The following is a 21,963-nucleotide window of genomic DNA, read 5'->3' on the forward strand; positions in this document are numbered from 1 at the left end:
GGTCCGTCGGTGCACGGATGGGGTCGCGTCGCCCGCGCCCTGAGGAAGTCAGAGGGTGAACCCGAAGTTGAAGTCGCCCTTCCAGTTCGATCGCTCCCCGCGGAAGACGGTGTCTCCCTGGTGGCGGTTGCCGACCCAGAGTACGTCGGCGAGCGCGGTACCGGGGTCGCTCATCACGAGGCCGTCGAAGACGGCGTTCTCGATGTTGTGTGCCCGCCCGCTCTCGCCGAACCGGAGACTCGCATCGTCGGCGTCGATGTCGCTGTTGTGCAGGACGAGTCGGTCGACGTCGGTGCCCCGTCGACTGACGAAGAAGCCGTGGCGATCCTGGTCCGTCTGGGAGTCGAGGTCGTACTCGCAGTCCGTGAAGACGACGTTCGACGAGCGGACGTACACCGCGTAGTCGGAGACGCTCGGACTGGTTCGATCGGTGATCGTACAGCCTTCGAACACCGTGCGCGCGTCGTCGTTGTCGGCGACGCGGATCGCGCGCCCGTTGCCTCCCTCGTCAGTGATGTGGACGCCCGACAGCCGCGCCGGGCCGTCCTGGGTCAGGCGGATGATCTCGGTGTTCTTCTCGACCGTGTTCCGGATGGTGACCCCGTCGACGACCTGACCGCCGCCGTTCTCGAGCCAGAGACCGGACCACGGGTACCCCGGCTGTTCGGTCATCGTGATGCGGCAGTTCTGGACGTAGTCGTTGGCGCCGATGCGGATCGCCGCGCCGGCGCAGTCGCGTGCGTGACAGCCCCGAATGATGTTGCGTCCGGCGTTGTTCGACACGTAGAACCCGTTGTCGACGTAGCCCGTCACCTGGCACCCCTCCCAGAAGTTCGTCCCGCGATTGTAGATCTCCGAACTGAATGGGATCGCGTGCCCGACGTGGGTGTCGCGGTCGTAGTGGGTGTCGCCGTTGTTCAGGTGACAGCCGCGGATGATGTTCGTCGTCGTGAACTGCCGCCCGTCGACCATGATCGTGTGGCGATCACCGCCGAAGTCGGGGTTGCGCCTGTCCCGTCGGCCGCGCATCGAGACGTTCTCGATCAATCCGAACGTGTAGGTGTACCAGCGGCCGATCCCCGCGTCGTACTCGCCGCGGATGTCGACCTGGAGGTCTTTCATCACCGTCCGCTGGGCGTGCGGGAGCGAGTCGTCGATCCGTCCGACGGTCATCAGTCGATCGACGTCCTGGTCGGTGACCCTGAGGGTCGCGAACGGGTCGCCGACGATGCCGAGATACTCGTGGGCGTCGAAGTGAACGTTGTCGGTCTCGACGTGCCACTCCCCGGGTGGGATCACGTAGCGGTGGTTCCGCTCCGTCGGACTGAACGACTGGTAGTGGTCGACGATCGCACCCCAGACGTCGTCTCCCTGTGGTTCGACGCCGAGGTCGTCCCGCACGTTGACGATCGCCGGTGAGGACGAGTCGTCCTGTGGTTGAATCCGCACGCGCCGGGTCTCGCCGCCACCGTCGTCGGGACTGACCGGCGAGAGCGACCCGGCGAAGTCGAGGTGTGTGACTCCCTCGCTCACGGCCGCACCCGAATCGGTGACGGTGAGTCCCTGTCGGCTGGCGTCCTCGCCTGGGGCCGCGCCAGCGACGTCGGCCCCGTCCGAACCCGTCGCCTGCGAGGCCGTGATTCCGCTGCCGACGCCGAGTGTGCCGGCCAGTCGGACGTACGAGCGTCGCGTTAGTCCTCGATTCGCCGCCTCCGATCGATCGTGCTGTCGATCACCGTTCATCGCGAGAATACTGTCATCACAAGTGATCATTTGTTATCGGACGACTACTCGGCGGCAGTGACCGACTGCGAATCCGTTGCAGATCTGTAACTGACCAGAGCACCGTTTCGAGTTCGCAAGTGGCCGGAAAACGGGAGCGACAGCGATCGATGCGGCGGACCGCGATCGGTCGGCGACTCGGGGTCGAGCGTCGGACTCGAACTGCGGCCGGCGATTCGCGGTCGATCGGCGCGTTCAGTCGTCGGCCGGCGCGAGGGGCTGTGCGTCCGTCGCCAGCAATCGGTCGAGCGCGTCGACCATCGCCTCGACGCTCGCGCGGGTGATGTCGGCCTCGCTCCGGGCGACGGTGACCGAGCGATCGTTTCGCGCCATCGTCACTTCGACGGTGACGACGGCGTCCGTGCCGCCGGTGACCGCGTCGACGTGGTAGGACTCCAGTTCCGCGTCGGCCGCGGAGCCGAGCGCCTCGCGGACGGCGGAGACGGCGGCGTCGACGGGGCCGGAGCCGGTGCCGCTGGCGACGCGCTCCTCGCCGTCGACGTCGAGGCGGATGCTCGCCGTGGGGACGGCCCCGCCGCTCGTCGCCGTGAGGTCCAGCAGTTCGACGACGCGCTCGCGATCGTCGCCGGTGACGTCCTCGGCGATCGCCAGCAGGTCGGCGTCCGTGACCCGGCGGCCCCGATCGCCGAGTTCGGTGACGCGGTTCGCGATCGCGGCGACCTCGTCGCCGCTGGCGTCGACGCCGTGTTCCTCGAGCGTCGCCGCGACGCCGGCACGGCCCGTGTGTTTCCCGAGCGCGAGTCGGCGTTCGCGGCCGACGGTCTCGGGCGCGTAGGGCTCGTACATCTTGTCGTCCTTGAGCGTGCCGTCGGTGTGGATCCCGCTCTCGTGGGTGAAGGCGTTCTCCCCGATGACGGCCTTGTTCGGCGGGAGCTGGACGCCGGTCGCCCGCGAGACGATCTGTGCGAGGTCGTACAGTTCCTCGAGTTCGAGCGTCTCGACGTCGTAGACGTGGGCGAGCGCGATCGCGACCTCCTCTAGGGCGACGTTGCCGGCGCGTTCGCCGAGGCCGTTGACGGTGCAGTGAACGAGGTCGGCACCGGCCGAGACGGCCGAGAGCGCGTTCGCGACGCCCAGTCCGAGGTCGTCGTGGGTGTGGGCGCTGACCGGGCCGAGGTCCGCGAGCCGGGAGACCGCTTCGGCGGTCCGCTCGGGGCCCGTGTGGCCCACCGTGTCGGCGAAACAGGTTCGATCGGCCCCGGCGTCGAGGGCGGTCCCCATGAGGTCCTCGAGGTAATCGAGGTCGGCCCGGGAGCCGTCCTCGCCGATGACCTCGACCCAGAGGTCGTGGTCGCCAGCGTACTCCACGAGTTCGGCAGTTTTCGCGAGATTGTCCTTCCGGGAAGTGCCGACCTTGTCCTCGACGTGGCGGTCGCTCGAGGGGACGACGAGGTGGATCCCGTCGACGTCACAGTCGAGCGCGAGGTCGACGTCGGTCCGCATCCCGCGGCAGAAACTGGTCACGCGCGCGTCGAGATCGAGATCGGTGACCCGGGAGATCGCCTGCCGTTCGCCCGCGCCGGTGCAGGCGCTTCCGGCCTCGATGACGGCGACGCCGGCGCGCTCTAGCGCACGGGCGATTTCGACTTTTTCGTCGGGTGAAAGCGAGACACCCGGCGCTTGTTCGCCGTCGCGAAGCGTCGTATCGAGAAGGCGGACGGTACGATCGGATGGAATCGTCTGCTCGGTGGAGTGATGTACAGGCAAGAGTGATGAACTGCGACTACGTTCGTCGCGGAATTTCGCGCCCAGCCGGGTTGCCCCGACTTCCTCTATCCTCGTCCGGCGTTGAGAACGAATCTCGTGCCATTCTATCTCGTCCTATCGAAGTGGCCCGTCTTAAGTTCGCCGGTCACGGTACCATCTGCCCACCCGTCGCCGCGATCGGCGGGCGACCCGAACACCCTTTCCAGTGCCCGTGGTAGCGGGGAGCGAGTATGGACTCCACGCTCGAGCCGCTGGCGCGATCGCTTCGCGACGCGCCGGTCGTCGATCGGGACGGTTATCACTACTTCGTCCACGGCGTCACCGACGGAATTCCGCCGGTCGAACCGGACGTCCTGCGAGCGATCGCGACCGGCATCCGTGACCGGATCGACCTCGCGGAGGTCGACAAGCTGGTCGCGCCCGAGGCGATGGGGATCCACCACGCCACCGCGCTCTCGCTCGCGACGGACCTCCCCTTCGTCGTCGTCCGCAAGCGGGCCTACGGCTTCCCCGAGGAGATCGTCGTCCGCGGGGAAACCGGCTACAGCGAGAGCGACCTCTACCTGAACGGGGTCGACGCGGGCGACCGCGTGGTGCTCGTCGACGACGTCCTCTCCTCCGGCGGGACGATCGAGGCCGTCTGTGACGCGCTGGAGGAGTGCGGGGCGGACCTGCAGGACATCGTCGTCGTCCTCCGGCGGGTCGACGGCGATCACGACCTCGATCGGCCGGTGACGAGCCTGCTCGACGTCCGCGTCGAGGACGGCGAACTGGTGATCGTCGACTGAGACGGTCTGCCGTCCCGATGTACCGGTGCGACCGCAAAGCGGTCACGGTTGCTTCGGAACTGACGTACAGTAGTTCGTACGAATCGGGGTCAGGACTCCGGCCTCTCGAGGCGGAGGCGATCGCCGGTCTCGACGTTCGCGGCCGCACCGGCGGGTAGCTCGACGATCCGATCGGCCGCCTCGCGAGCGAAGCCCCGCCACGGTCGCAGCCGCTCGACGCGCCGGACCTCGTCGTCGACGATCCAGACCGCGTCGATCGGGAACGGGACGAACAACATGTGGACGTCGCGAGTCCTGGCCGTGCCGAACTCGAAGACCAGCGCGTACTCGTCCGGGAGCGATCGGCGGAACATGAGGCCGCGGGTCTGGCTCCAGAGCGAGTCCGCGACGTCGATGGTCGTCGCGAGGACGGCCTCCTCGTCGTCCCCGACCGGATCGTGAACCAGGCGCACGCCATCGAGTCGGAACGGGGACGAGAAAAAGCTCCCGACCGGTCGCCGGCGCGACCGCGGGCACGCTCGACGACGAGGGGACGGGCACCGGCGGTGGTACCAACGGCGACGGTGGCCCACACTCCGGACGGCTCCGGGGTCACGCACCGGGCGATTCAATTGTCCGCGAGTCCTACGTGGCGGCGATGGAGAAAACGCCGAAGGGAACCTCCGTCGGCGTCGACGATCCCTACGAGTTCGCCGGCGTCTGTGATTACCTGACGGGCGAGGGCAAATGCAGGTACGCCTTCGACCACTACGAGCACGACCCCGAGTTCGCCCGGGAACGCGCACAGGCGGACTACGCCTGTCCCGTCGTCGACCCCGAAACGGACGAGACGTGGGCCGACTGCCCGCACTTCCGGTCCCGGAACCGCGATCGCGAGTGCGTTCGCTGCGGTCTCGAGGCGAAGCGGATGGCGCACTCGGACGAGCGGCCGCTCCTCGAGGAACACCACCTCTCCTATGCTCGCGACGGCGACACCCTCTCCCACGAGATCACGATCTACCTCTGCCGGTGGTGTCACTCGAAGGTCCACAACTCCTGGGCCCGCATCACCGACGACGCCGCACCGGACCCGGACGCGATCGCGACGCTCGAACACCGTCGGAGCCGGGAACTCGACGAGGCGGGGTTCGAGTCGGCCGCGGAGCGGTACGACGACGGGAGCCAGAACGGACGCCGATGACGGCGGCGAGTGACGCGCTCGCGCTCCGGACTCGCCGGCGGTTCGGAGAGAGCGGTTTTCGGGGCCCGGCGTCCGGGCGAGAGTGGTGAGAAAACGTCGATCGTCACAGTTGCCACGGCCGCTCACTGTCGGGACGATTGATTCGATCGATCGGGGCCCGGGATCGATCGGCACCCGACCCAGCGAAACTGCGGCTATAGCCCGATCAGCCGCCGAACGTGAACGTCTCGTCGGTTCCCGTTTTGTCCGGTTCGTCGTCGTCTGTCTCGGTCCTCGTCGCGTTCGACGGATCGGTGGCGCTGTCGTCACCTGTAGCCGCGTCAGAGGTGTCGGTGGCGTCGGCGGCACCGACGGTCGCGTCCGCGGTCGAGACGCTCTCGCTCTCGATCGCGGCCGCGTCGGAACTGGCGTCGGCGTCCGTCTCGAACCGATCGAGCGCTTCGGAGAGGGCCACCGCCTGCTGTGACAGGTCGTCCGCCGACGCGGTCACCTCCGTCAGTGCGGAGGTCTGCTCCTCGGCGGAGGCGGCGACGTTCTGGGCTTCTGCCGTCGTCTCCTCGGCGATCGTTCCGACCTCGTCGACCATCGCGACGACCTCCTGTGTCGAGGCCGCCTGCTCCTCGGTCGTCGCCGAGATCGACTGGACCCCGTCGTTGGTCTCCTGGGCGTACTCCGCGATCTCTTCGAGCGCGCTGCCGGCGTTGGTCACGAGGTCGTTCACGTGCTGGATCTCCTCGCTCGTCCGATCGACCTCGTCCGCCGAGCGCTCGGTCTGCACCTGGATCTCCTCGAGTCTGCGATCGATCTCCTCGGCGGTCACTTTCACGTCCTGGGAGAGTTCCTTGACCTCCGACGCGACGGCGCTGAATCCGCCGTCGTCGTCGCCCGCCGCGGACCGGGACGCCTCGATGTTGGCGTTCAGCGCGAGCATGTTCGTCTGCTCGGCGATCTCGGCGATCCGATCGATCAGGTCGTCGACCTGGTCGACCTCCTCGCGGAGTTGGTCGAACTCCGAGACGACGGATTCGCGTTCCTCCTCGAGGGTCTCACACGCCTCGATCGCGTCCTCGACCGCCTCGTGGCCATCGCGACTGGTTCGCGCCGTCCGTTCGGCGACGTCGGCCACTTCGTTCGAGGCGGCGGCGATCTCCTCGGTCGTCGTCGAGAGGTTGTTCATCTCGGCGTCGACGGAGCGCAGTGACTCGTACTGCTCGTCCGCGCCGTCGGAGATCTCCTGGATCGACTCGGTGACCTGCTGGCTCGCGACCTTGACCTCCTCGCTCGAGGCGGTGACCTGTTCGCTGGCCGTCGCGACGTCGGTCGCGAATCGGTTCAACTGGTCGATTGTCGTCTCGATCTCGACGAGCATCTCGTTGAAGTCCGTGGCGATCGCCTGCATGGTCTCGTTGTCCGAGACGTCCGGGTCCATCCGAACGGTGAGGTCGCCGTCCGCCGCCCCCTCCATCACGTCACCGTACTCGGCCGCGGCCGCCTGGAGTTCGTCGTTTATCTGCTGGACGCGCTCGCGTTCGCGCTCCGCGTCGGCTCTCGCGTCCTCGGCCTCGGTGATCTGCCGTTTCAGTTCGTCGCGCATCGACGCGAACCCGTCGTAGAGGCGACCGATGTTGTCGATCCGGTTCGTCTCGAACTCCACGTCGAGGTCGCCCTGTTCCATCTCCTCGACCTTCCCCGTGAGACGATCGACCGACGTTGCCGTGTTTCGCCCGATGACGGCGCCGACGAGACCGATCAGGACGACGCCGGCGATCGTGGCGATCGTCCCGAACTGGTTGACGGTATTGACGAACCCGTACGCTTCTTCGTCCGACGTGTGGACCAGCACGGCCCAGCCCGTATCGGTCTGTTGATACGCGGCGACGTATCCGCCGGGAGCGAAGTCGTACGGCTCGTCCTGTAGCGTCTCGCTCGGCGGTTCGTCGACGGTTATCGCCCCAGACTCGTCGCCGCCGAACGCCTGCTCCAAGATACCGGCGTCGTCCTGGTACGACTGCTGGAAGGAGCCGAGGTCCGACCCCAGGTACTCGTCGTCGGCGACGATCTCACCGTTCTCGTCGACGACGATCGTCGACGTCGCGTTCGAGTTGGAACTGGCGATGTCGGACGTTCGTTCTTCCAGGTTGACCGTGACGACGAGTGCGCGGTCGTCGACGTCCTCGATCCCCCTGTAGTACGAAACCACGGCGGTATCGCCGCCGATCGCGTACGGCTCCGTTCGTTCGACGTCGCTCGTGGACACGTCCTCGAGACCGGCGGTGTCCGGGAAGTCGAGATCGTCGAGGGTGTCGCCCGAGATCGCGGTCGTGGCGACCAGTTCGCCGGAGGTCGTGTCGACGTAGTGGATGTCGACGTAATCGGCCGGGAGTTCGAACTTGAGTTGCCTGAGGTACGACTGGATTTCGTCCTCGGTCCCGTCCACCATCACCGGCGCTTTCGTGTTCGAGGAAACGAGCCGTTCGTTCCGCTGGTGCCAGTTATCGATCGTCGTCGCTTCCTGAACGGCGACGGTTTCGTACTCATCGAGCGCGTTCTGCTCGACGTCCTCGGTAATCTGTGCGGTGGCGACGAGCCCGATCGCACCGACGGAAAGAGCCAGTAGTAACAGTACAATTCCGAATTTGAGTGCATAACTCCGCCGAATGACCGACGGAACGAGTCGACGCAAGCTCCCCTTCATACGATCACCTCTCGAACGTATAGACAATAAATGATATGTTTCGTGTATGAATATTCTATCGGGTGATATTTTTGGGAATTATCGACCCCTTGCCGCAATATTTTGTAAAGGATTGGAGAATCTGGCGCGTCCCAGGTGTCCGACGTCGGTCGAACGACGGGACGGCGACGCAGTGTCGCGGCGTACCGTGACGTCGGGTTCAGTCGAGAATGTCGCCGACCCGCCGCGGTTCTCCCTGCAGGTTCGGCTGTTCGGCGACGATCTTCAGGACCTCGTGGTCGGTCACGTCGTGGTACGGTTTCTCGATCGCCTCCTCGATCAGGTCACGATCGAGGCGAAATTCGGTTCCTTCGTAGACGACGTCGACGCCGTCGTCGTCGAACGCGAGCGTAGTCATGGCGGGTCGTAGGAGGTGGTGGGTGAAAAACGGGACGACTGCGGTCGACGATCCGGATCGACCCGCTACGCGGCCGGGGATCGTCCGACGGTCCGACCGTTCCCCTGCTCGTCGACCCCCGTCGTCCCGATCGTCAGACGGACGGCAGACGACGCGCGAGGTTTAATAGTGGGTGTCTTCATTGGATGGAAGTGTGGCCATCAGCAGGGATCCGCTCGACGAACTCGTCGTTCCGGACGGGACCGAAGCGAAGGAAGTCGCCCTCGAGACCGACGGTGACGTCCTCGTCGGTGGCCGATCGACCGTCGAGTTCGGCGTGCGCGGCCGTAACGTCCTCGCCGGCGAGGGCGTCCAGTTCGGCGGCGACATCGAGGCCGAGGGCGACTGCCGCCTCGACATGTGGTGCGAGGTCGCCGACAACGTGCTGGTGGGTCAGGACGCCTACATCGGCGAGCGCGTCCACGTCGGCGGCGAGATGAAAGTCGCCGGCGACCTGGACATCGGCGACGACGTCGAGATCGAGGAGGGGTTCGAGGCCAACGGCTGGATCGTCATCCGGAACCCGATGCCGACGATCGTCTTCCTGTTCGTCTACCTCAAGCACCTCCTGCTGATCGGCGAGGAGGACGCGGCCCAGCAACTCATCTCCGAACTCACCGACGAGGACGACCCCGACGCCGAGCCCCTCGTGATCCCCCGGAACGCGTCGGTCGGCGACGACGCCTGGCGCGTCTCGACCCCGGCGACGATCGGGGATGACTGCCGCCTCCACGGCAACGTCCGCGCGGAGACGATCGACGTGGGTGCAGATTGCAACATCTTCGGCAGTCTCCGGGGGCGTGGCGACGTGACCGTCGGCGAGGGGACCCGCGTCCACGGCGACGTGACGACCCGCGACGGCGACGTGACGATCGCGGCAGACGCCCGCGTCCTCGGGGACGTCTCGTGTGCGGACCTCGAACTGGGCCCCGGCGCAGAGGTGGACGGGACGATCCGCGCCGACGGCGAGATCACGATGGGAACGACCGAACGAGACGTCGAGTAAGCCGCACTCTCCGACTCTCCCGCCGATCGTCGACCACCGATTTAAATGCCGAGCGTTGCGCTCGATCGACTCGTTTTCGTCGCGAGTTCGTCGGTGCCGTCCGGCGAACTGTTCGATGCCAGTTTTCTGCGAGTGATTCCCACCCACATTCTTATTAGTGTCAACTCCGATAGGACGGAACGGGCATGATACGCGAGACCATACCGAAGAGACGGAGGTATACATGCGATCGATCGTACTGACAAAGGGCGTCCCCGACTTCTCGGAGGGGGCCGTCTCGTTCGACGAGGACGGCCACCTGGAGCGGGGCAAGACGCCGACGGTGATGAACCCGAACGACGAGTTCGCCTACCAGGCCGCCCTGCAGACCAGGGTTCGCCACGGCGGCCACGTCAGCGGGATGAGCATGGGACCGCCAGGCTACGCGGAGGTCCTCCAGGAGGGAATGGAGTCGGTCTACGCGAACGACAGTTACCTGCTCTCCGATCGGGAACTCGCCGCCTCGGACACCTGGGCGACGGCGATCACCCTGAGCGCCGGCCTCGAGACGTACCAGGAGGAGGTCGGCGATATCGACCTCGTCTTCGCCGGGTTCAAGTCCGCGGACGGGGAGACCGGCCAGACCGGCCCCCAGACGAGCTGGGCGATGGACTGGCCGATCGTCACCCACGTCCTCGCGCTGGACGTCGACCCCGACGAGCGGCTCGTCCGGGCGAAGCGCCTCGTCGAGGGTGACGTCGACGAGATAGAGACGGTCGAGGCGCCGATGCCGTGCATGATCGTCACCGATCCCGAGTTCGAGCCGTCCTACCACAAGGCGTCCCACCGGCTGACCCACAAGCAACTCCGGGCTGAGACGCAGGACCGCGCGGCCGACCACGACGAGCACCTGACGACGTGGAGCCAGGAGGACCTGAACCTCGATCCCGACTACATCGGGCTCGACGGCTCGCCGACGATCGTCTCCTCGGTCGATCCGATCCCGAAAGCGCCCTCGGAGCGCGAGGCCACGATGATCGATCCCGACGACGAGCGTGGGATGGAACAGGTGCTCGAGGAGATGCAACCGTACGCCGCGGAGGCGGGTGACTGACAATGACGGCGATCGATCCCGACGACTACACGGTCGAGGAACTGACCGATGAACTCGAGACGATCGACGACGAGGAAACGCTCCAGTCGGTGCTGGAGGCCGAGCAGGCCGGTCAGGACCGGACGACGGCTCGCGAGGCCGTCCGGGAGCGACTCGAGGCGATCGACGCCGACGGCGACACCGACGGCGTCGAAGACGGAACGGAGACGGAAGGCGAGTACGAGGAGACGAAAGAGGACGTCGGCGAGGACGCGGAGGGCGAGGAGATCGACGACGCCGAGGAGACGGACGCGGACGAGACCGACGAAGAGGCAGACGCGGACGAAGCCGACGGAGAGGAAGAAGACGACGGCCTCTCCCACCCCACGCGGGACAAGAGACACGTCCGCGCGCTCGAGGACGGCCACTACGAGGACATGTGGGTGTTCTGCGAGACCCAGGGCGGCGAGTTGCTCGACGTCTCGACGGAGATGCTCGGCAAGGCCCGCGAACTGATGGACGGGTTCGCCGAGGAGTACGGCGACGAGGAACGCGTCGTCGCGTTCCTGATGGGCGATGACTGCGAGGGACTGGCCGAGGAGTGTATCGCCTACGGGGCCGACGTCGCCGTCTACCACGACGACGATCGGCTCGAACGATTCCTGCACAAACCTTATACCGAGATTTCGGCCCACATGGCCCGCGGTCAGGGCTCGATCGAGAGCACCGACTGGCGCGACTACGACGAACCGCGGTACGTCCTGTTCCCGGCGACGAACAACGGCCGGGATCTCTCGGCGAAGGTGCAGGCCGAACTCGACTCCGGGCTGGCGTCGGACTGTTCGGACCTCTTCATCGAGGAGAACGAGGTCTCGAACCCCGTAAAGACGGGCGAGCCCGGCGTCAAGAAGACCTTCGAGAAGGTCCTGCACATGAAGCGGCCGGACTTCTCCGGCTTCGAGTACTCGACGATCCTCTGTCTGGACAATCCAGGGCGGGACTTCCACCCGCAGGGAGCGTCCGTCATTCCGGGCAGCTTCGAGCCGATGGAGCCGGACTACGAGCGCGAGGGGCTGGTCGTCGAACACGAGATGGACCTCCCCGACGAGTGGTTCGCGGTCGAGATCACGGAGTACGATCGACTCGAAGCGGGCATCGACCTCACCGGCCACGAGGTGGTCGTCTGTCTCGGTCGCGGCATCGCCGACGATCCCACCCGAGGGATGGAACTCGGACTCGACCTCGTCGACGCCTTCGAGGACGCCGAACTCGGCATCACCCGCGGAATCGTGACCTCCTCCTACGAGTTCGAGGGCCACGTCGAGGAGTACTCGAAGGAGGAACGCCAGATCGGCGAGACCGGACAGGTCGTCGCGCCCGACCTCTACGTCGCGGCCGGCGTCTCCGGCGCGGTCCAGCACAAGGTCGGCATGGACGAGTCCGACACGATCGTCTCGATCAACACCGATCCCGACGCGCGCATCAGGGACTTCAGCGACTACTTCGTCGAGGGCGACCTCTTCGAGGTGCTTCCCGAACTCACCGCGGCCGTCGAATCGGGCGCTATCGAACTCGAGGCAGTCGCGGACGGGGGCGGAGGTGACCACGATGACTGACGAGCACGAACACTACGAGGCGATCGTCGTCGGCTGTGGGCCCGGCGGGGCCGCGGCCGCAGCACGGCTTGCCGATCACGGGGTCGAGACGCTCGTCCTCGAACGCGGGACCGGTGCGGGATCGAAGAACGTCTCCGGCGGGTTGATCTACGCCGAGGGGTCGGCACCCTACACGATCGACGACCTCTTCGACGGCTTTCGCGAGGCCGCCGCTGAACGGCCCATCACGGACTACCGGATCCACAACGTCGCCGGAAACAAGGTCAAGACGTTCGATCTGACGGATCTCCACGAGCACGACACCGACTGGTGCGACGCCGTCCTCCGCCGCAGGATGGACTCGTGGCTCGAACGACGCGTCCACGAGAAGACCAGCGAGACGGGCGGCGGCGTGCTGACGAACGTTCGCGTGAACGGCCTCCTTCGCGAAAACGACGAGATCGTGGGCGTCACCTGCGACGAACTCGACCCGATCGAGGCCGACCTGATCGTCGCGGCCGACGGGGTCAACTCCGAACTCGCCCGCGATGCCGGCCTGATGGACTGGGAAGAACCCGACGAGTGGTTCCAGGGCGTCAAGGCCGTCGTCGATATGGACCCGGACGTGGTCGACGATCGGTTCTCGATCGACGAGGACGAGGGCGTCGCCCACCTCTTCTCCGGCGACCTCTTCGAGGACGTTCGCGGCGGCGGCTTCCTGTATACGAACGAGGACTCGCTGTCGATCGGGACCGTCTTCCACCTCGACAGCCTCGTCGAGCAGCAGGCCGAACCCCACCAGCTACTGGACGCCCTGCTGACCCACCCGGTGCTCGCCCAGTGGCTCGGCGACGAGTACCACGAGCGCGAGTACGCCGCCAAACTCGTGCCGGACTCGAAGAAGGTCGCTCACCCCGAACCGTACCAGGATCGACTCGTCCTGGTTGGCGACGCCGCCGGACAGATGCAGGCCCAGGGGCCGATCATCAAGGGGATGAACCACGCCGTCACCGCCGGCGCGCTGGCGGCCGACGCGTTCGCGACGACTCGCGGCAGCGCCGATCCGACCGCGGCCGGCCGGCGCTACGCCCAGTTGCTCGAGGATTCGGGGACAATGGCCAAGCTTCGACCCCGTCGGTACGACCTCGCTCGCACCGTCGGCGAGCGCGACGCCGTCACGAACGTCGTGGAGACGGTGCTCGACTCGCCGATCGGTGCCGTCGCGATCGGCAACCCGATCTCGAAGCGACTCCTCGAGCGGGCCTACAACTCGCCGTTCATGGTGTCGATGCTGCCGGACACCCGGACCGGGTACGTCACCGTGCCGGCGATCATCGGCGAGGAACACGGGAAGACGATCCACTGGGACAGCGAGGTCGAGCCACCGTCGCTCGAGGAACGCATCGGTGACCTCACCTACGACACGGACGTCGGCAACCCCCACATCGAACTCACCGACGAATCGTTCGAGGCCAGCGGGGCCGCGGTCTACGCCTGTCCGGTCAGCGCCGAAGACTACGGCGGCGGCTGCTACCGCTCGGAGGAGGTGAAACGGAACGGAACCGAAGAGACCGTCGTCAGCCTCGACACCCAGCCCTGCGTCGAGTGTGGGACGTGTGCGATCGTCGCCGACACCGAGTGGGAACACCCCCGCGGCGGCAAGGGCGTCGAGTATCGCGAGGGGTAGTCGTGAGTCGCTACGGACCGCGAATCGCCGCGCTCGCCCGCCAGGCCGAGCGCGATCGGGCGGCCGTCGATCCGTACACCGCGACGACCGACGAGGCGATCGAGTACCTCCGGGACGGGGCGGGCCAGGCCATCTGGCTCTACGTCGAGGCCCGGACCGGCGGTCGGATGGTTCCGTTCTCCGAGGCGGAGTTCGCCGCGCTCGAGGGAGCAATGAACCGGTGGCTCGAGTGTTACACGCGGTGTCACGGCGTCGCCCTCGAGGCGGAGTTTACCGTGCGCGAGGCGGCCGAACTCCTGCTGGAGACGCGAAACGTCGTCGACACGGCCCAGTTGTTGACCTGCGTCCCCGAACGCGGGAACGGATATCGTAGCCACTGAAACGATGTACACACTGATCGCAAAACCGTCCCGCGATCGGTGTGCAGTGACTTTCAGTGGCTACTACAGGACGCGGGCAGTTCTCACGAGGGCTGTACGTTCGGGTCCGACAGAATCGATCCTGCACGCGTCGACACTCGCCGTCCGCGATCGGCCTTTCAGCGGTCCTGATCATACGCCCTTTTGACTAACAAGCAAGTGACGGGTTACTGATTATCGGTATCGATCCCTCACAGGGGAGTATGGAACGTGACGACCAGTTTTCCCGACGACGGATGCTCCAGTTCACAGGTGCCGCGGCAGTAACGACGCTCGTCGCAGGATGTGCAGACGGTGGCGGTGGCCCCGGTGAAGGAGAAGACGGCGAGGAAGAAGAAGACGGCGCTGGCGAAGGAGATAACGAAACCGGGGACGGTAACGAAACCGAGGACGGTGAAGAAGACGGCGAGGCGATCAGCCCCGACGACGAGATCGAACTCGGTGCCGAGGTACAGGCCTGGATGGGCCAGGCCCCGGACCAGATCGCCGACCAGGAGAACCCGACGCTCGTCCTCCAGGAGGGCGAATCCTACGACATCACATGGGAGAACCTCGACGGCCAGATGCACAACATCGAGATCGTCGACGATAGCGACGAAGTCGTCGACGACTACTCGACCGACGAAATGGGGGAGGAAGGCGAGACCCAGACCCTCGAAGTCGACGAGATCACCAGCGAGATGGCCGAATACGTCTGCCGGCCGCACGAAGGCACGATGCGCGGCACGATCGAGGTCGAAAGCGGCGACGGCGGTATGGAGGAGGACGGCAACGAGACCGACGGCAACGAAACCGAAAACGGCAACGAGTCCGAAGACAACGAATCAGAAGACAACGAGTCCGAATAACACCGAGCGTCGACGGATCACTCGCGGCACGCAGTAACGGAGACGGTCACACTCGCGGCGTGCCGTCACGACGTCCTACTGCAGGTACCGTTCGAGCTCCTCGCGTTGTGCCGGGAGGTCTTCGGTAGCGTCGTGACGACCTACCTCGAACTGTTCGTCGAGTCGTGCGTATACCGTCCGGGTTCGATCGAGAAGTCGTTCGAGGTCCCGACTGTCGGGACTCCCAGTTTTTTCGTCGCGGAGCTCTCGATCCGCGGCCAGCAGCAGGTCGGTACCGGCCGTGAGCGCATCGATCTGGTCGTCGGCGAGTTCGTCGACGGCGTCGATACCAGCTTCGAGTTCCTGCTCTACGACGTCCAGTAGCTGCGCGTGAGCCGCGTACAGATCAGATACAGCCGATGCCAGGGAAGCCGATCGCCCTCGCCCGTGAGCACCGCTGGTCTCCGTCCCCGTTTCCGTCTGCTCCGCGACCGCACGGCGTGATGCGCGGGTCCCCGCTCGTACGGCATCGAGTCCGAGTCGCTGGAGTGCCACGCTCCCTTCGAGTGCGCTCAGCGTTGCCCCAGAGAGCGCTCGCTGGATCGCAATACCCTGTGCGAACAGGGACGTCGATCCCACCATGGCAGTTCGCTGTGCGGCGAGCAGTGTCTCCGCCGAGAACGACGCACTCCGTCGGCTACGATCGTCGGTATCGTTATCGGCGCGATCGCCACCGCCGACTGCGGCGTCGGGAACCCGCGCTTTCGAGCCGACGGCTCCCGACGGCCAGTCCACCGCTTCCTCGCGATCGAGCGCCGTGTGGCCCGCGATCCCGATTTCCGGTCTCACACTGCCGACGCTCACATCCGGCGCGTCGGTCTCCGAACCGATCTCGGCGTCGACGCGGGGCTGTTCGACCGTCTCGGATTCGACTCGGCCTTCGGCGTCGGTCGTCTCTCCGGCGAGCGTGTCGGGGCCGATCTCGGCCTCCCGTTCGCGGGTGGATTCGACGGCCGCCTCGACGTCGACGCCGGTCCCCATGGCGTCGGCCAGGTCCATCTCTTCCGTCGACGCTCCGTCGGTCGAGTTCCGTTCGTCGCTCGTCGCGGCGGCTTCGAGGTCGAGTCCGGCGTTCAGTTCGGCTGCCGGATCCCGCGGTGACTCCTCGTCCATGCCCCGTTCGTCCGTCGCGACCGATTCGGGATCGGACCCCGTATCGAGGTCCTCGACTGCGGTCGTCTCCCGACGCTCCTCATCGGGTCCCTCGTCGTCGACAGCCCCCTCCAGATCGGTTCCGCGATCCAGCCGATCGGCGAGCGCTGACGTGCCGTCGGCAGTTCGATCCTCGCCGTCGTCTCCCTTGTCGGCAGGGTCTTCCGTGGCGCTCCACTCAGCATCGGTGTCCGACGCGTCTCGATCGCCGGTCGGCCCCTTCGTGGCGCTCCACTCGGCGTCCGTGTTCGACGCGTCTCGATCGGCCGGCGGCGATCCGGGGTCCGGACGTGTCGGTTCGTCGATCACATCCACGTCGTCTGCCCCGTCCGCTTCCGCAGTCGAGTCTGGGGGCTCGTCGATCGACGTTCCCGGTTCGCTCTCGTCGACAGCGTTCGCCGACTCGATTTCGTCGAGGTCCGCGGGCGGTTCGATTTTCGTCCCACGATCGAGTTCGTCCTGGAGTTCCGCGTCGGTTTCCATCGACGGTTCGACGCTCCCGTCGTCCGTCCCATCTGGCTCACGTTCGAGACCGTCTCCGTGGGGATCGCCATCGATGCTGGCCGTCGGATCGTCCCGTTCGTCGGCCGCGGTGGGGTCGGGCGTTGCACCGTCCCCGTGATCGTCGATCGGCGGATCGGACCCCACGTCGTCAGTTTCGCCGCCCCGATCGGGGCCGGCGCCTGAGCCGCGTCGGTCGTTCTCGGGAACGGACGCGTCGTCCCGGTCCAGCGACTCGATCTCGAGACGGATCGTCTCGTCCGTTATTTCCTCGACTGCCTCGTCCCGGACCGCGAACGTGTCGTCGTGGGCCCGGCCCCAGCCGAGCGTCGCCCTGATCGAATCCATTACGCCCGAGCGTGGCTCGACGTGCGCGACGTCGTCGTCGATCGCCGTGACGACCCCGATCGTCTCGCCGTTCGCGTTCTCGACTCGTTTCTCGACGTCGCCGTCGGTGAACGTCGCAGACATGGTCGCCCTAGCGCGACGTCCTCCCAAACCGGCGTTGCCTGCACCCGCGGGCCGGGGCGGCCACCCAGCGACTGGTCAGTCGAATCCTACGCAACGAGGGGCGTCAGCGTGCCGGCAGGGCGGAGGCCGTCTCGCGATCGCCCTCCGTCAGCGCTGGAGCGTAAACGAGACGTGAACCGTCGTCCTGTACTGTTCGATCTCGGCTTCTGGGTGAGAAGCAGGACGTGGCCGGTGAGCGACCGGGGCCGACTCGCAGAGATCGTCGAACGGCGCGGCGATCGTAACGGGTCAGTAGATGAGTTCGTCGTCGTTCTCGACCATGTAGAGCGTCCGTGCGGCAATGTTGACGGCATGGTCGCCGACGCGTTCAAGATCGCGGATCGTCAGCAAGAGCCGCGAGACGTCCTGCAGGAGGCGTTCGACCTCGTTCGGCGACTCGAGTTCCCGCTCGATGAGGTCCCGGACGACGATCTCGCTGGCGCGTTCGGCGAAGTGATCGAGGTCGTCGTCGCGTTCGGCGATCTCTCGACAGGCGTCGGTGTCCTCGGCGTCGTAGGCGTCCATCGCGTCTTCGATCATCTCGAGGGTCAGGTCACCCATCTCCTGGACGTCGACGTCGGGGAAGAGGTTGCGCTGGGAGTCGAGCGTGTACTCGCCGAGATTGGTGGCGAGGTCGCCGATCCGCTCCAGGTCGGTGATGATCTTGAACGAGGCGGCGATGAACCGGAGGTCGCTCGCGACGGGCTGCTGGAGCGCCAGCAGGTCGATGCAGTCCTGCTCGAGGTCGAGGTACATCTGGTTGACCTCGTTGTCACCCGTGATCACCTCGTGAGCGAGGTCCTCGTCTTTCTGCTCTAGCGCGTCCAGTCCCATGCGAAGTCGTTCCATCACGACCTCGCTCATGTAGAGGACGTCCTCGCGCAGTTCCGCGAGTTTTTCCTGGTACGATTTTCTGGCCATACGTCTGCCCTATTGTCCGGCCTTCATGTAGTTTGCGCTCATCACACCGTTTCGCAACGAACGAACCAGAAAAATCGACGATCGGGTGCCGAACCGTGTCATAGCTTACCGGTCGCACGAAACGCCTCGAATTCGATACTGCCGACGCCGTGACGCCCGGATGGCAGGGGAACGTTTACTTGAACAGCGGCGAAAACGTACTGTAATGAGCGACTCCGAATCCACTGGTCGTCTCCGCCGGTATCTGGAGGACGAGATGGGGATCTGTCGAGACGAGAACCTGAACGCGCGGATGGAAGAACTCGAACAACTCGAGGCCGAAGCCGGGGAATCGGTGCTCGAACGCGACGTCGCGGTTCTCTCGGCGGTCGCGAACGAGACGCGATACAAGATCGTTCGTCTCCTCGTCGCCGCCGACGGCGAACTCTGCGTCTGCGAGATTTCGCCGCTGGTCGACGTGAGCCAGAGCGGGATCAGTCACGCGCTCTCCCAGTTGTTCGAGGCCGGACTCGTCACCCGTCGAAAGGACGGCAAGTGGCGCAAGTACAGGGCTACCCAGCGAGCGATCGCACTCGTCACCGCGATCGACGGCTCTCGGTGAGTTACCGATAGTTCTCATTCCCCTCAATCGTTCTGGTCAGTGTAGACGAAACGAGCCGGTAGTCACAAACCGATAACTGCCATATATCGACGTGACCACCCCAATTCCATCCGATTCCGATCCTCCGTTCAAATGCGCGGAAAGACGGATAGATATTTGTATGAGGAGTCTCTCATATGAGATATGGATCAACCGAATCCCGGCCAGTCGACGGAGGCTGACGACGCAGCCACCGCCGATCGAACGGCCGTCGACCAGCCGAGTTCGACCGTCCGCCGACAGCGGTCCGGATCGAAACACACCGGTGCCTTCGGTCAGCGAACGGGTCACTCGGACCTGCTGTTCTTCGAGGGCGTTCTCCCGTCCGACGGCTCGGAGATCCGTAGCGACGAACCGATCCACGCCCAGACCGAGCGCTGTCTCGATCGACTCGAGGAGCGACTCTCGAGCGTCGGACTCGACCTCGAGGATATCCTGCGCGTCAGGCTCACGCTGACCGATCTCGACGAACGGGACGTCGTCGATCGGGTGTACGCGAGCCGGTTCGACGGTTCGTACCCGCCACGGACCACGACGGGCGTCTGTGAACTGCCGGGCGGCGCCGACGTCCAGCTGGAAGTCGTCGCAGCCGACGAATGATCGATTCACACAGTTAATCGACGTATGAGAGAGACGAGGAGTGGCCACCCGTATCGAACCGTGCTCGATCGAACCCCGTCCGCAGAGCCGTCGGGGTGGTCGATCGATGAGTGACCTGGACCACGACCACGGCCCCGACTGCGGGTGTCCGGACTGTGGCGATCCGCGATCGATGGACGTCCTCGACAGGTACCTGACCGTCTGGATCTTCGCCGCGATGGCGATCGGCGTGGGGGTCGGCTCCCTCGCGCCGTCGATCGTCGACCCGATCCAGGAGTATCACCTCGTGGAGATCGGTCTCGTCGCGATGATGTATCCGCCGCTGGCGAAGGTCGACTACGGCCGGCTGCCACGGGTGTTCAGCAAGTGGCGCGTCCTCGGGCTGAGTCTCCTCCAGAACTGGCTCATCGGCCCGACGCTGATGTTCGCGCTGGCGGTGGTCTTCTTCAGCGGGATCGTCCCGTGGTTCCCCGCCCGGCCCGAGTACTTCCTCGGCTTGATCTTCATCGGAATGGCCCGGTGTATCGCGATGGTCCTCGTCTGGAACGATCTGGCCGACGGTTCCAGCGAGTACGCCGCCGGACTGGTCGCGTTCAACAGCGTCTTCCAGATCGTCACCTACGGCGTGTACGTCTGGCTCTTCGCACTCGTCCTCCCGCCACTGCTGGGGCTCGACGCGATGGTCGTCGGCATCGACGCGTTCGACATCACCGTCGGACAGGTGTTCCGGGCGATCGCGGTCTTCCTCGGCATCCCCTTCGCCGGCGGCGTCCTCACCCGGTTCGTCGGGGTTCGCTCCCGAGGAGAGGAGTGGTACGAGGAGTCGTTCGTTCCGACGATCAGCCCGCTCACGCTGGTCGCGCTGTTGTTCACCGTCGTCGTGATGTTCGCCACGCAGGGGGACGCTATCGTCGCCCAGCCGTCCGACGTGCTGTGGATCGCCGTCCCGCTGACGATCTACTTCGTCGTGATGTTCCTCGTGAGCTTCGCGATGGGACGCGGGATCGGTGCCGACTACTCGACGACGACGGCGATCGGATTCACCGCCGCCTCGAACAACTTCGAACTGGCGATCGCCGTCGCCGTCGCCGTCTTCGGCGTCGGCTCGGGCGTCGCGTTCGCGACCGTCGTCGGCCCGCTGATCGAGGTCCCGGTGTTGCTCGCCCTGGTCAACGTGGCCATATTCCTCCAGGATCGGTTCGACTGGGCCGGCTACGAGACCGGGCGACTCGATGATCGGACGGTGCTCGACGACTCGACCGTCGACGACGACTGATACGGTCTGTTCTGATTCTTCACCGGTAATCGCCGCCCCGGTCGGGCGATCACCGGTAAAACGTTACAACGATCCGTATGAATCGCGATCCGAACGGGATACTCGGGGCCGATTCGCCCTCGAATCGCGCCGGCGATCGTACTCCGGCGCGTGCCCGCCCGAGAGAAGAACGTACGTCGGCGGGATAGCCCTTGGGCCGACGGAGAAGCGAGTTACCCGAACTTGCCGGTGATGTAGTCCTCGACCCGATCGCTCTCGGGGTTCTCGAAAATCTTGTTGGTGTCGTCGAACTCGACGAGTTCGCCGCCGGTGAGGAAGACGGCCGTCTTGTCGGAGATGCGTGCCGCCTGTTGCATGTTGTGGGTGACGATGACGACCGTGTACTCCTGGGCCAGGTCCTCGATGAGGTCCTCGATCTTCGAGGTCGCGACGGGGTCGAGCGCCGAGGCCGGTTCGTCCATCAGGATGACCTCCGGATCCGGCGCGATCGCACGAGCGATACAGAGCCGCTGTTGCTGACCGCCGGAGAGGTCGAGCCCGCTCGAGTCCAGCTGGTCCTCGACCTCGTCGAGCAGCGCCGCCCGTTCGAGGGCGGTGTGGACCTTCTCGTCGACGTCGTCGTCTTTCCCCTGGACCTTCAGTCCGTAGGCGACGTTGTCGTAGATCGACTTCGGGAACGGGTTCGGCGACTGGAAGACCATCCCGATCTTGCGCCGGAGCGCGACGGGGTCGACGTCGTCGTCGTAGACGTTCTTCCCGCGGAAGTAGAGGTCGCCGTCGACGCGTGCGATGTCGATGAGATCGTTCATCCGGTTGATCGACCGCAGGAACGTCGACTTCCCACAGCCCGACGGCCCGATGAGCGCCGTCACCTGCTTTTCGGGAATCTCCATGTCGATTCCCTGCAGGGCCTGGTCGTCGCCGTAGTAGACGTCGAGGTCACGTGCCTCGATGAGCGTCCGATCGGCGGCCGTTTCGCTCTCGGAATCGTCCGCTCGATCGACGAGGCCGTCCGCTCCCGGCGTCGGTCTGGTTTGCTGGTCGTCGGTCTGTTCCGCCTCTGAGGAGGTCATCGTGTCTTGTGTCAT

Annotated in this window: 19 protein-coding genes; 11 read left to right on the forward strand and 8 right to left on the reverse strand. The window is 65.7% G+C overall.

What is annotated here, in order from left to right; genetic code table 11:
- Nucleotides 1-48 precede the first annotated feature (48 nt).
- Nucleotides 49-1,743 carry a right-handed parallel beta-helix repeat-containing protein gene (locus MUN73_RS17300; RefSeq protein ID WP_250141760.1) on the reverse strand — a complete coding sequence of 565 codons (1,695 nt, stop codon included), beginning with the start codon at nt 1,741-1,743 and terminating at the stop codon, nt 49-51.
- Between the two features lie 234 nt (nt 1,744-1,977).
- On the reverse strand, nt 1,978-3,510 hold the full coding sequence (locus MUN73_RS17305; RefSeq protein ID WP_250141761.1) for a (R)-citramalate synthase: 1,533 nt from the start codon (nt 3,508-3,510) through the stop codon (nt 1,978-1,980).
- A 230-nt stretch (nt 3,511-3,740) separates the two neighbouring features.
- On the opposite strand from MUN73_RS17305, the gene hpt reads away from it, so the two are divergent.
- Nucleotides 3,741-4,298: a hypoxanthine/guanine phosphoribosyltransferase gene (hpt, locus tag MUN73_RS17310; RefSeq protein WP_250141762.1), complete on the forward strand. Its 558-nt coding sequence runs from the start codon at nt 3,741-3,743 to the stop codon at nt 4,296-4,298.
- Nucleotides 4,299-4,387: 89 nt separating this feature from the next.
- Here hpt and MUN73_RS17315 read toward each other — a convergent pair whose 3' ends face one another.
- Nucleotides 4,388-4,750, reverse strand: coding sequence for a DUF192 domain-containing protein (locus tag MUN73_RS17315; RefSeq protein ID WP_250141763.1), 363 nt, complete (start codon nt 4,748-4,750; stop codon nt 4,388-4,390).
- Nucleotides 4,751-4,935: 185 nt separating this feature from the next.
- Here MUN73_RS17315 and MUN73_RS17320 point away from each other — a divergent pair, with 185 nt between their 5' ends.
- Nucleotides 4,936-5,478, forward strand: a complete 543-nt coding sequence (locus tag MUN73_RS17320; RefSeq protein ID WP_250141764.1) for a DUF7097 family protein — start codon at nt 4,936-4,938, stop codon at nt 5,476-5,478.
- Between the two features lie 205 nt (nt 5,479-5,683).
- Here the strand turns inward: MUN73_RS17320 and MUN73_RS17325 are convergent, their stop codons facing one another.
- Nucleotides 5,684-8,173 (reverse strand): methyl-accepting chemotaxis protein, encoded by a 2,490-nt coding sequence (locus tag MUN73_RS17325; protein WP_250141765.1) that lies wholly within the window; start codon nt 8,171-8,173, stop codon nt 5,684-5,686.
- Nucleotides 8,174-8,372: 199 nt separating this feature from the next.
- Nucleotides 8,373-8,570: a DUF5800 family protein gene (locus tag MUN73_RS17330; protein WP_250141766.1), complete on the reverse strand. Its 198-nt coding sequence runs from the start codon at nt 8,568-8,570 to the stop codon at nt 8,373-8,375.
- 193 nt (nt 8,571-8,763) lie between these two features.
- Here MUN73_RS17330 and MUN73_RS17335 point away from each other — a divergent pair, with 193 nt between their 5' ends.
- The 6 genes from MUN73_RS17335 (at nt 8,764) to MUN73_RS17360 (ending at nt 15,236) form a co-directional block, all read left to right on the forward strand.
- Entirely contained in the window at nt 8,764-9,615 is an 852-nt protein-coding gene (locus MUN73_RS17335) for a polymer-forming cytoskeletal protein (RefSeq protein WP_250141767.1), read from the forward strand.
- Nucleotides 9,616-9,838: 223 nt separating this feature from the next.
- Nucleotides 9,839-10,708: an electron transfer flavoprotein subunit beta/FixA family protein gene (locus MUN73_RS17340; protein WP_250141768.1), complete on the forward strand. Its 870-nt coding sequence runs from the start codon at nt 9,839-9,841 to the stop codon at nt 10,706-10,708.
- Between the two features lie 2 nt (nt 10,709-10,710).
- Entirely contained in the window at nt 10,711-12,303 is a 1,593-nt protein-coding gene (locus MUN73_RS17345) for an electron transfer flavoprotein subunit alpha/FixB family protein (protein ID WP_250141769.1), read from the forward strand.
- Entirely contained in the window at nt 12,296-13,969 is a 1,674-nt protein-coding gene (locus MUN73_RS17350) for an FAD-dependent monooxygenase (RefSeq protein ID WP_250141770.1), read from the forward strand. Before MUN73_RS17345 ends, MUN73_RS17350 begins: the two co-directional genes overlap by 8 nt.
- Nucleotides 13,970-13,971: 2 nt before the next feature.
- A complete protein-coding gene (locus MUN73_RS17355; RefSeq protein ID WP_250141771.1) occupies nt 13,972-14,349 on the forward strand; it encodes a DUF8055 family protein in 378 nt (125 codons plus the stop codon).
- 242 nt (nt 14,350-14,591) lie between these two features.
- Nucleotides 14,592-15,236 carry a plastocyanin/azurin family copper-binding protein gene (locus MUN73_RS17360; protein ID WP_250141772.1) on the forward strand — a complete coding sequence of 215 codons (645 nt, stop codon included), beginning with the start codon at nt 14,592-14,594 and terminating at the stop codon, nt 15,234-15,236.
- 75 nt (nt 15,237-15,311) lie between these two features.
- On the opposite strand, the gene MUN73_RS17365 is transcribed toward MUN73_RS17360, so the two are convergent.
- A complete protein-coding gene (locus MUN73_RS17365; RefSeq protein WP_250141773.1) occupies nt 15,312-17,399 on the reverse strand; it encodes a midas domain-containing protein in 2,088 nt (695 codons plus the stop codon).
- A 288-nt stretch (nt 17,400-17,687) separates the two neighbouring features.
- On the reverse strand, nt 17,688-18,359 hold the full coding sequence (phoU, locus tag MUN73_RS17370; RefSeq protein ID WP_250141774.1) for a phosphate signaling complex protein PhoU: 672 nt from the start codon (nt 18,357-18,359) through the stop codon (nt 17,688-17,690).
- A 205-nt stretch (nt 18,360-18,564) separates the two neighbouring features.
- On the opposite strand from phoU, the gene MUN73_RS17375 reads away from it, so the two are divergent.
- The 3 genes from MUN73_RS17375 to arsB all read left to right on the forward strand — a co-directional run bounded on the left by MUN73_RS17375 (nt 18,565) and on the right by arsB (nt 20,875).
- Nucleotides 18,565-18,960, forward strand: a complete 396-nt coding sequence (locus MUN73_RS17375; RefSeq protein WP_250141775.1) for an ArsR/SmtB family transcription factor — start codon at nt 18,565-18,567, stop codon at nt 18,958-18,960.
- Nucleotides 18,961-19,143: 183 nt separating this feature from the next.
- Nucleotides 19,144-19,599, forward strand: coding sequence for a RidA family protein (locus MUN73_RS17380; RefSeq protein WP_250141776.1), 456 nt, complete (start codon nt 19,144-19,146; stop codon nt 19,597-19,599).
- Nucleotides 19,600-19,705: 106 nt separating this feature from the next.
- Nucleotides 19,706-20,875 (forward strand): ACR3 family arsenite efflux transporter, encoded by a 1,170-nt coding sequence (gene arsB / locus MUN73_RS17385; RefSeq protein WP_321575770.1) that lies wholly within the window; start codon nt 19,706-19,708, stop codon nt 20,873-20,875.
- 212 nt (nt 20,876-21,087) lie between these two features.
- On the opposite strand, the gene pstB is transcribed toward arsB, so the two are convergent.
- On the reverse strand, nt 21,088-21,963 hold the full coding sequence (gene pstB, locus MUN73_RS17390; RefSeq protein WP_250141777.1) for a phosphate ABC transporter ATP-binding protein PstB: 876 nt from the start codon (nt 21,961-21,963) through the stop codon (nt 21,088-21,090).

Source organism: Halosolutus amylolyticus (assembly GCF_023566055.1).
Taxonomy (GTDB): Archaea; Halobacteriota; Halobacteria; order Halobacteriales; family Natrialbaceae; genus Halosolutus; species Halosolutus amylolyticus.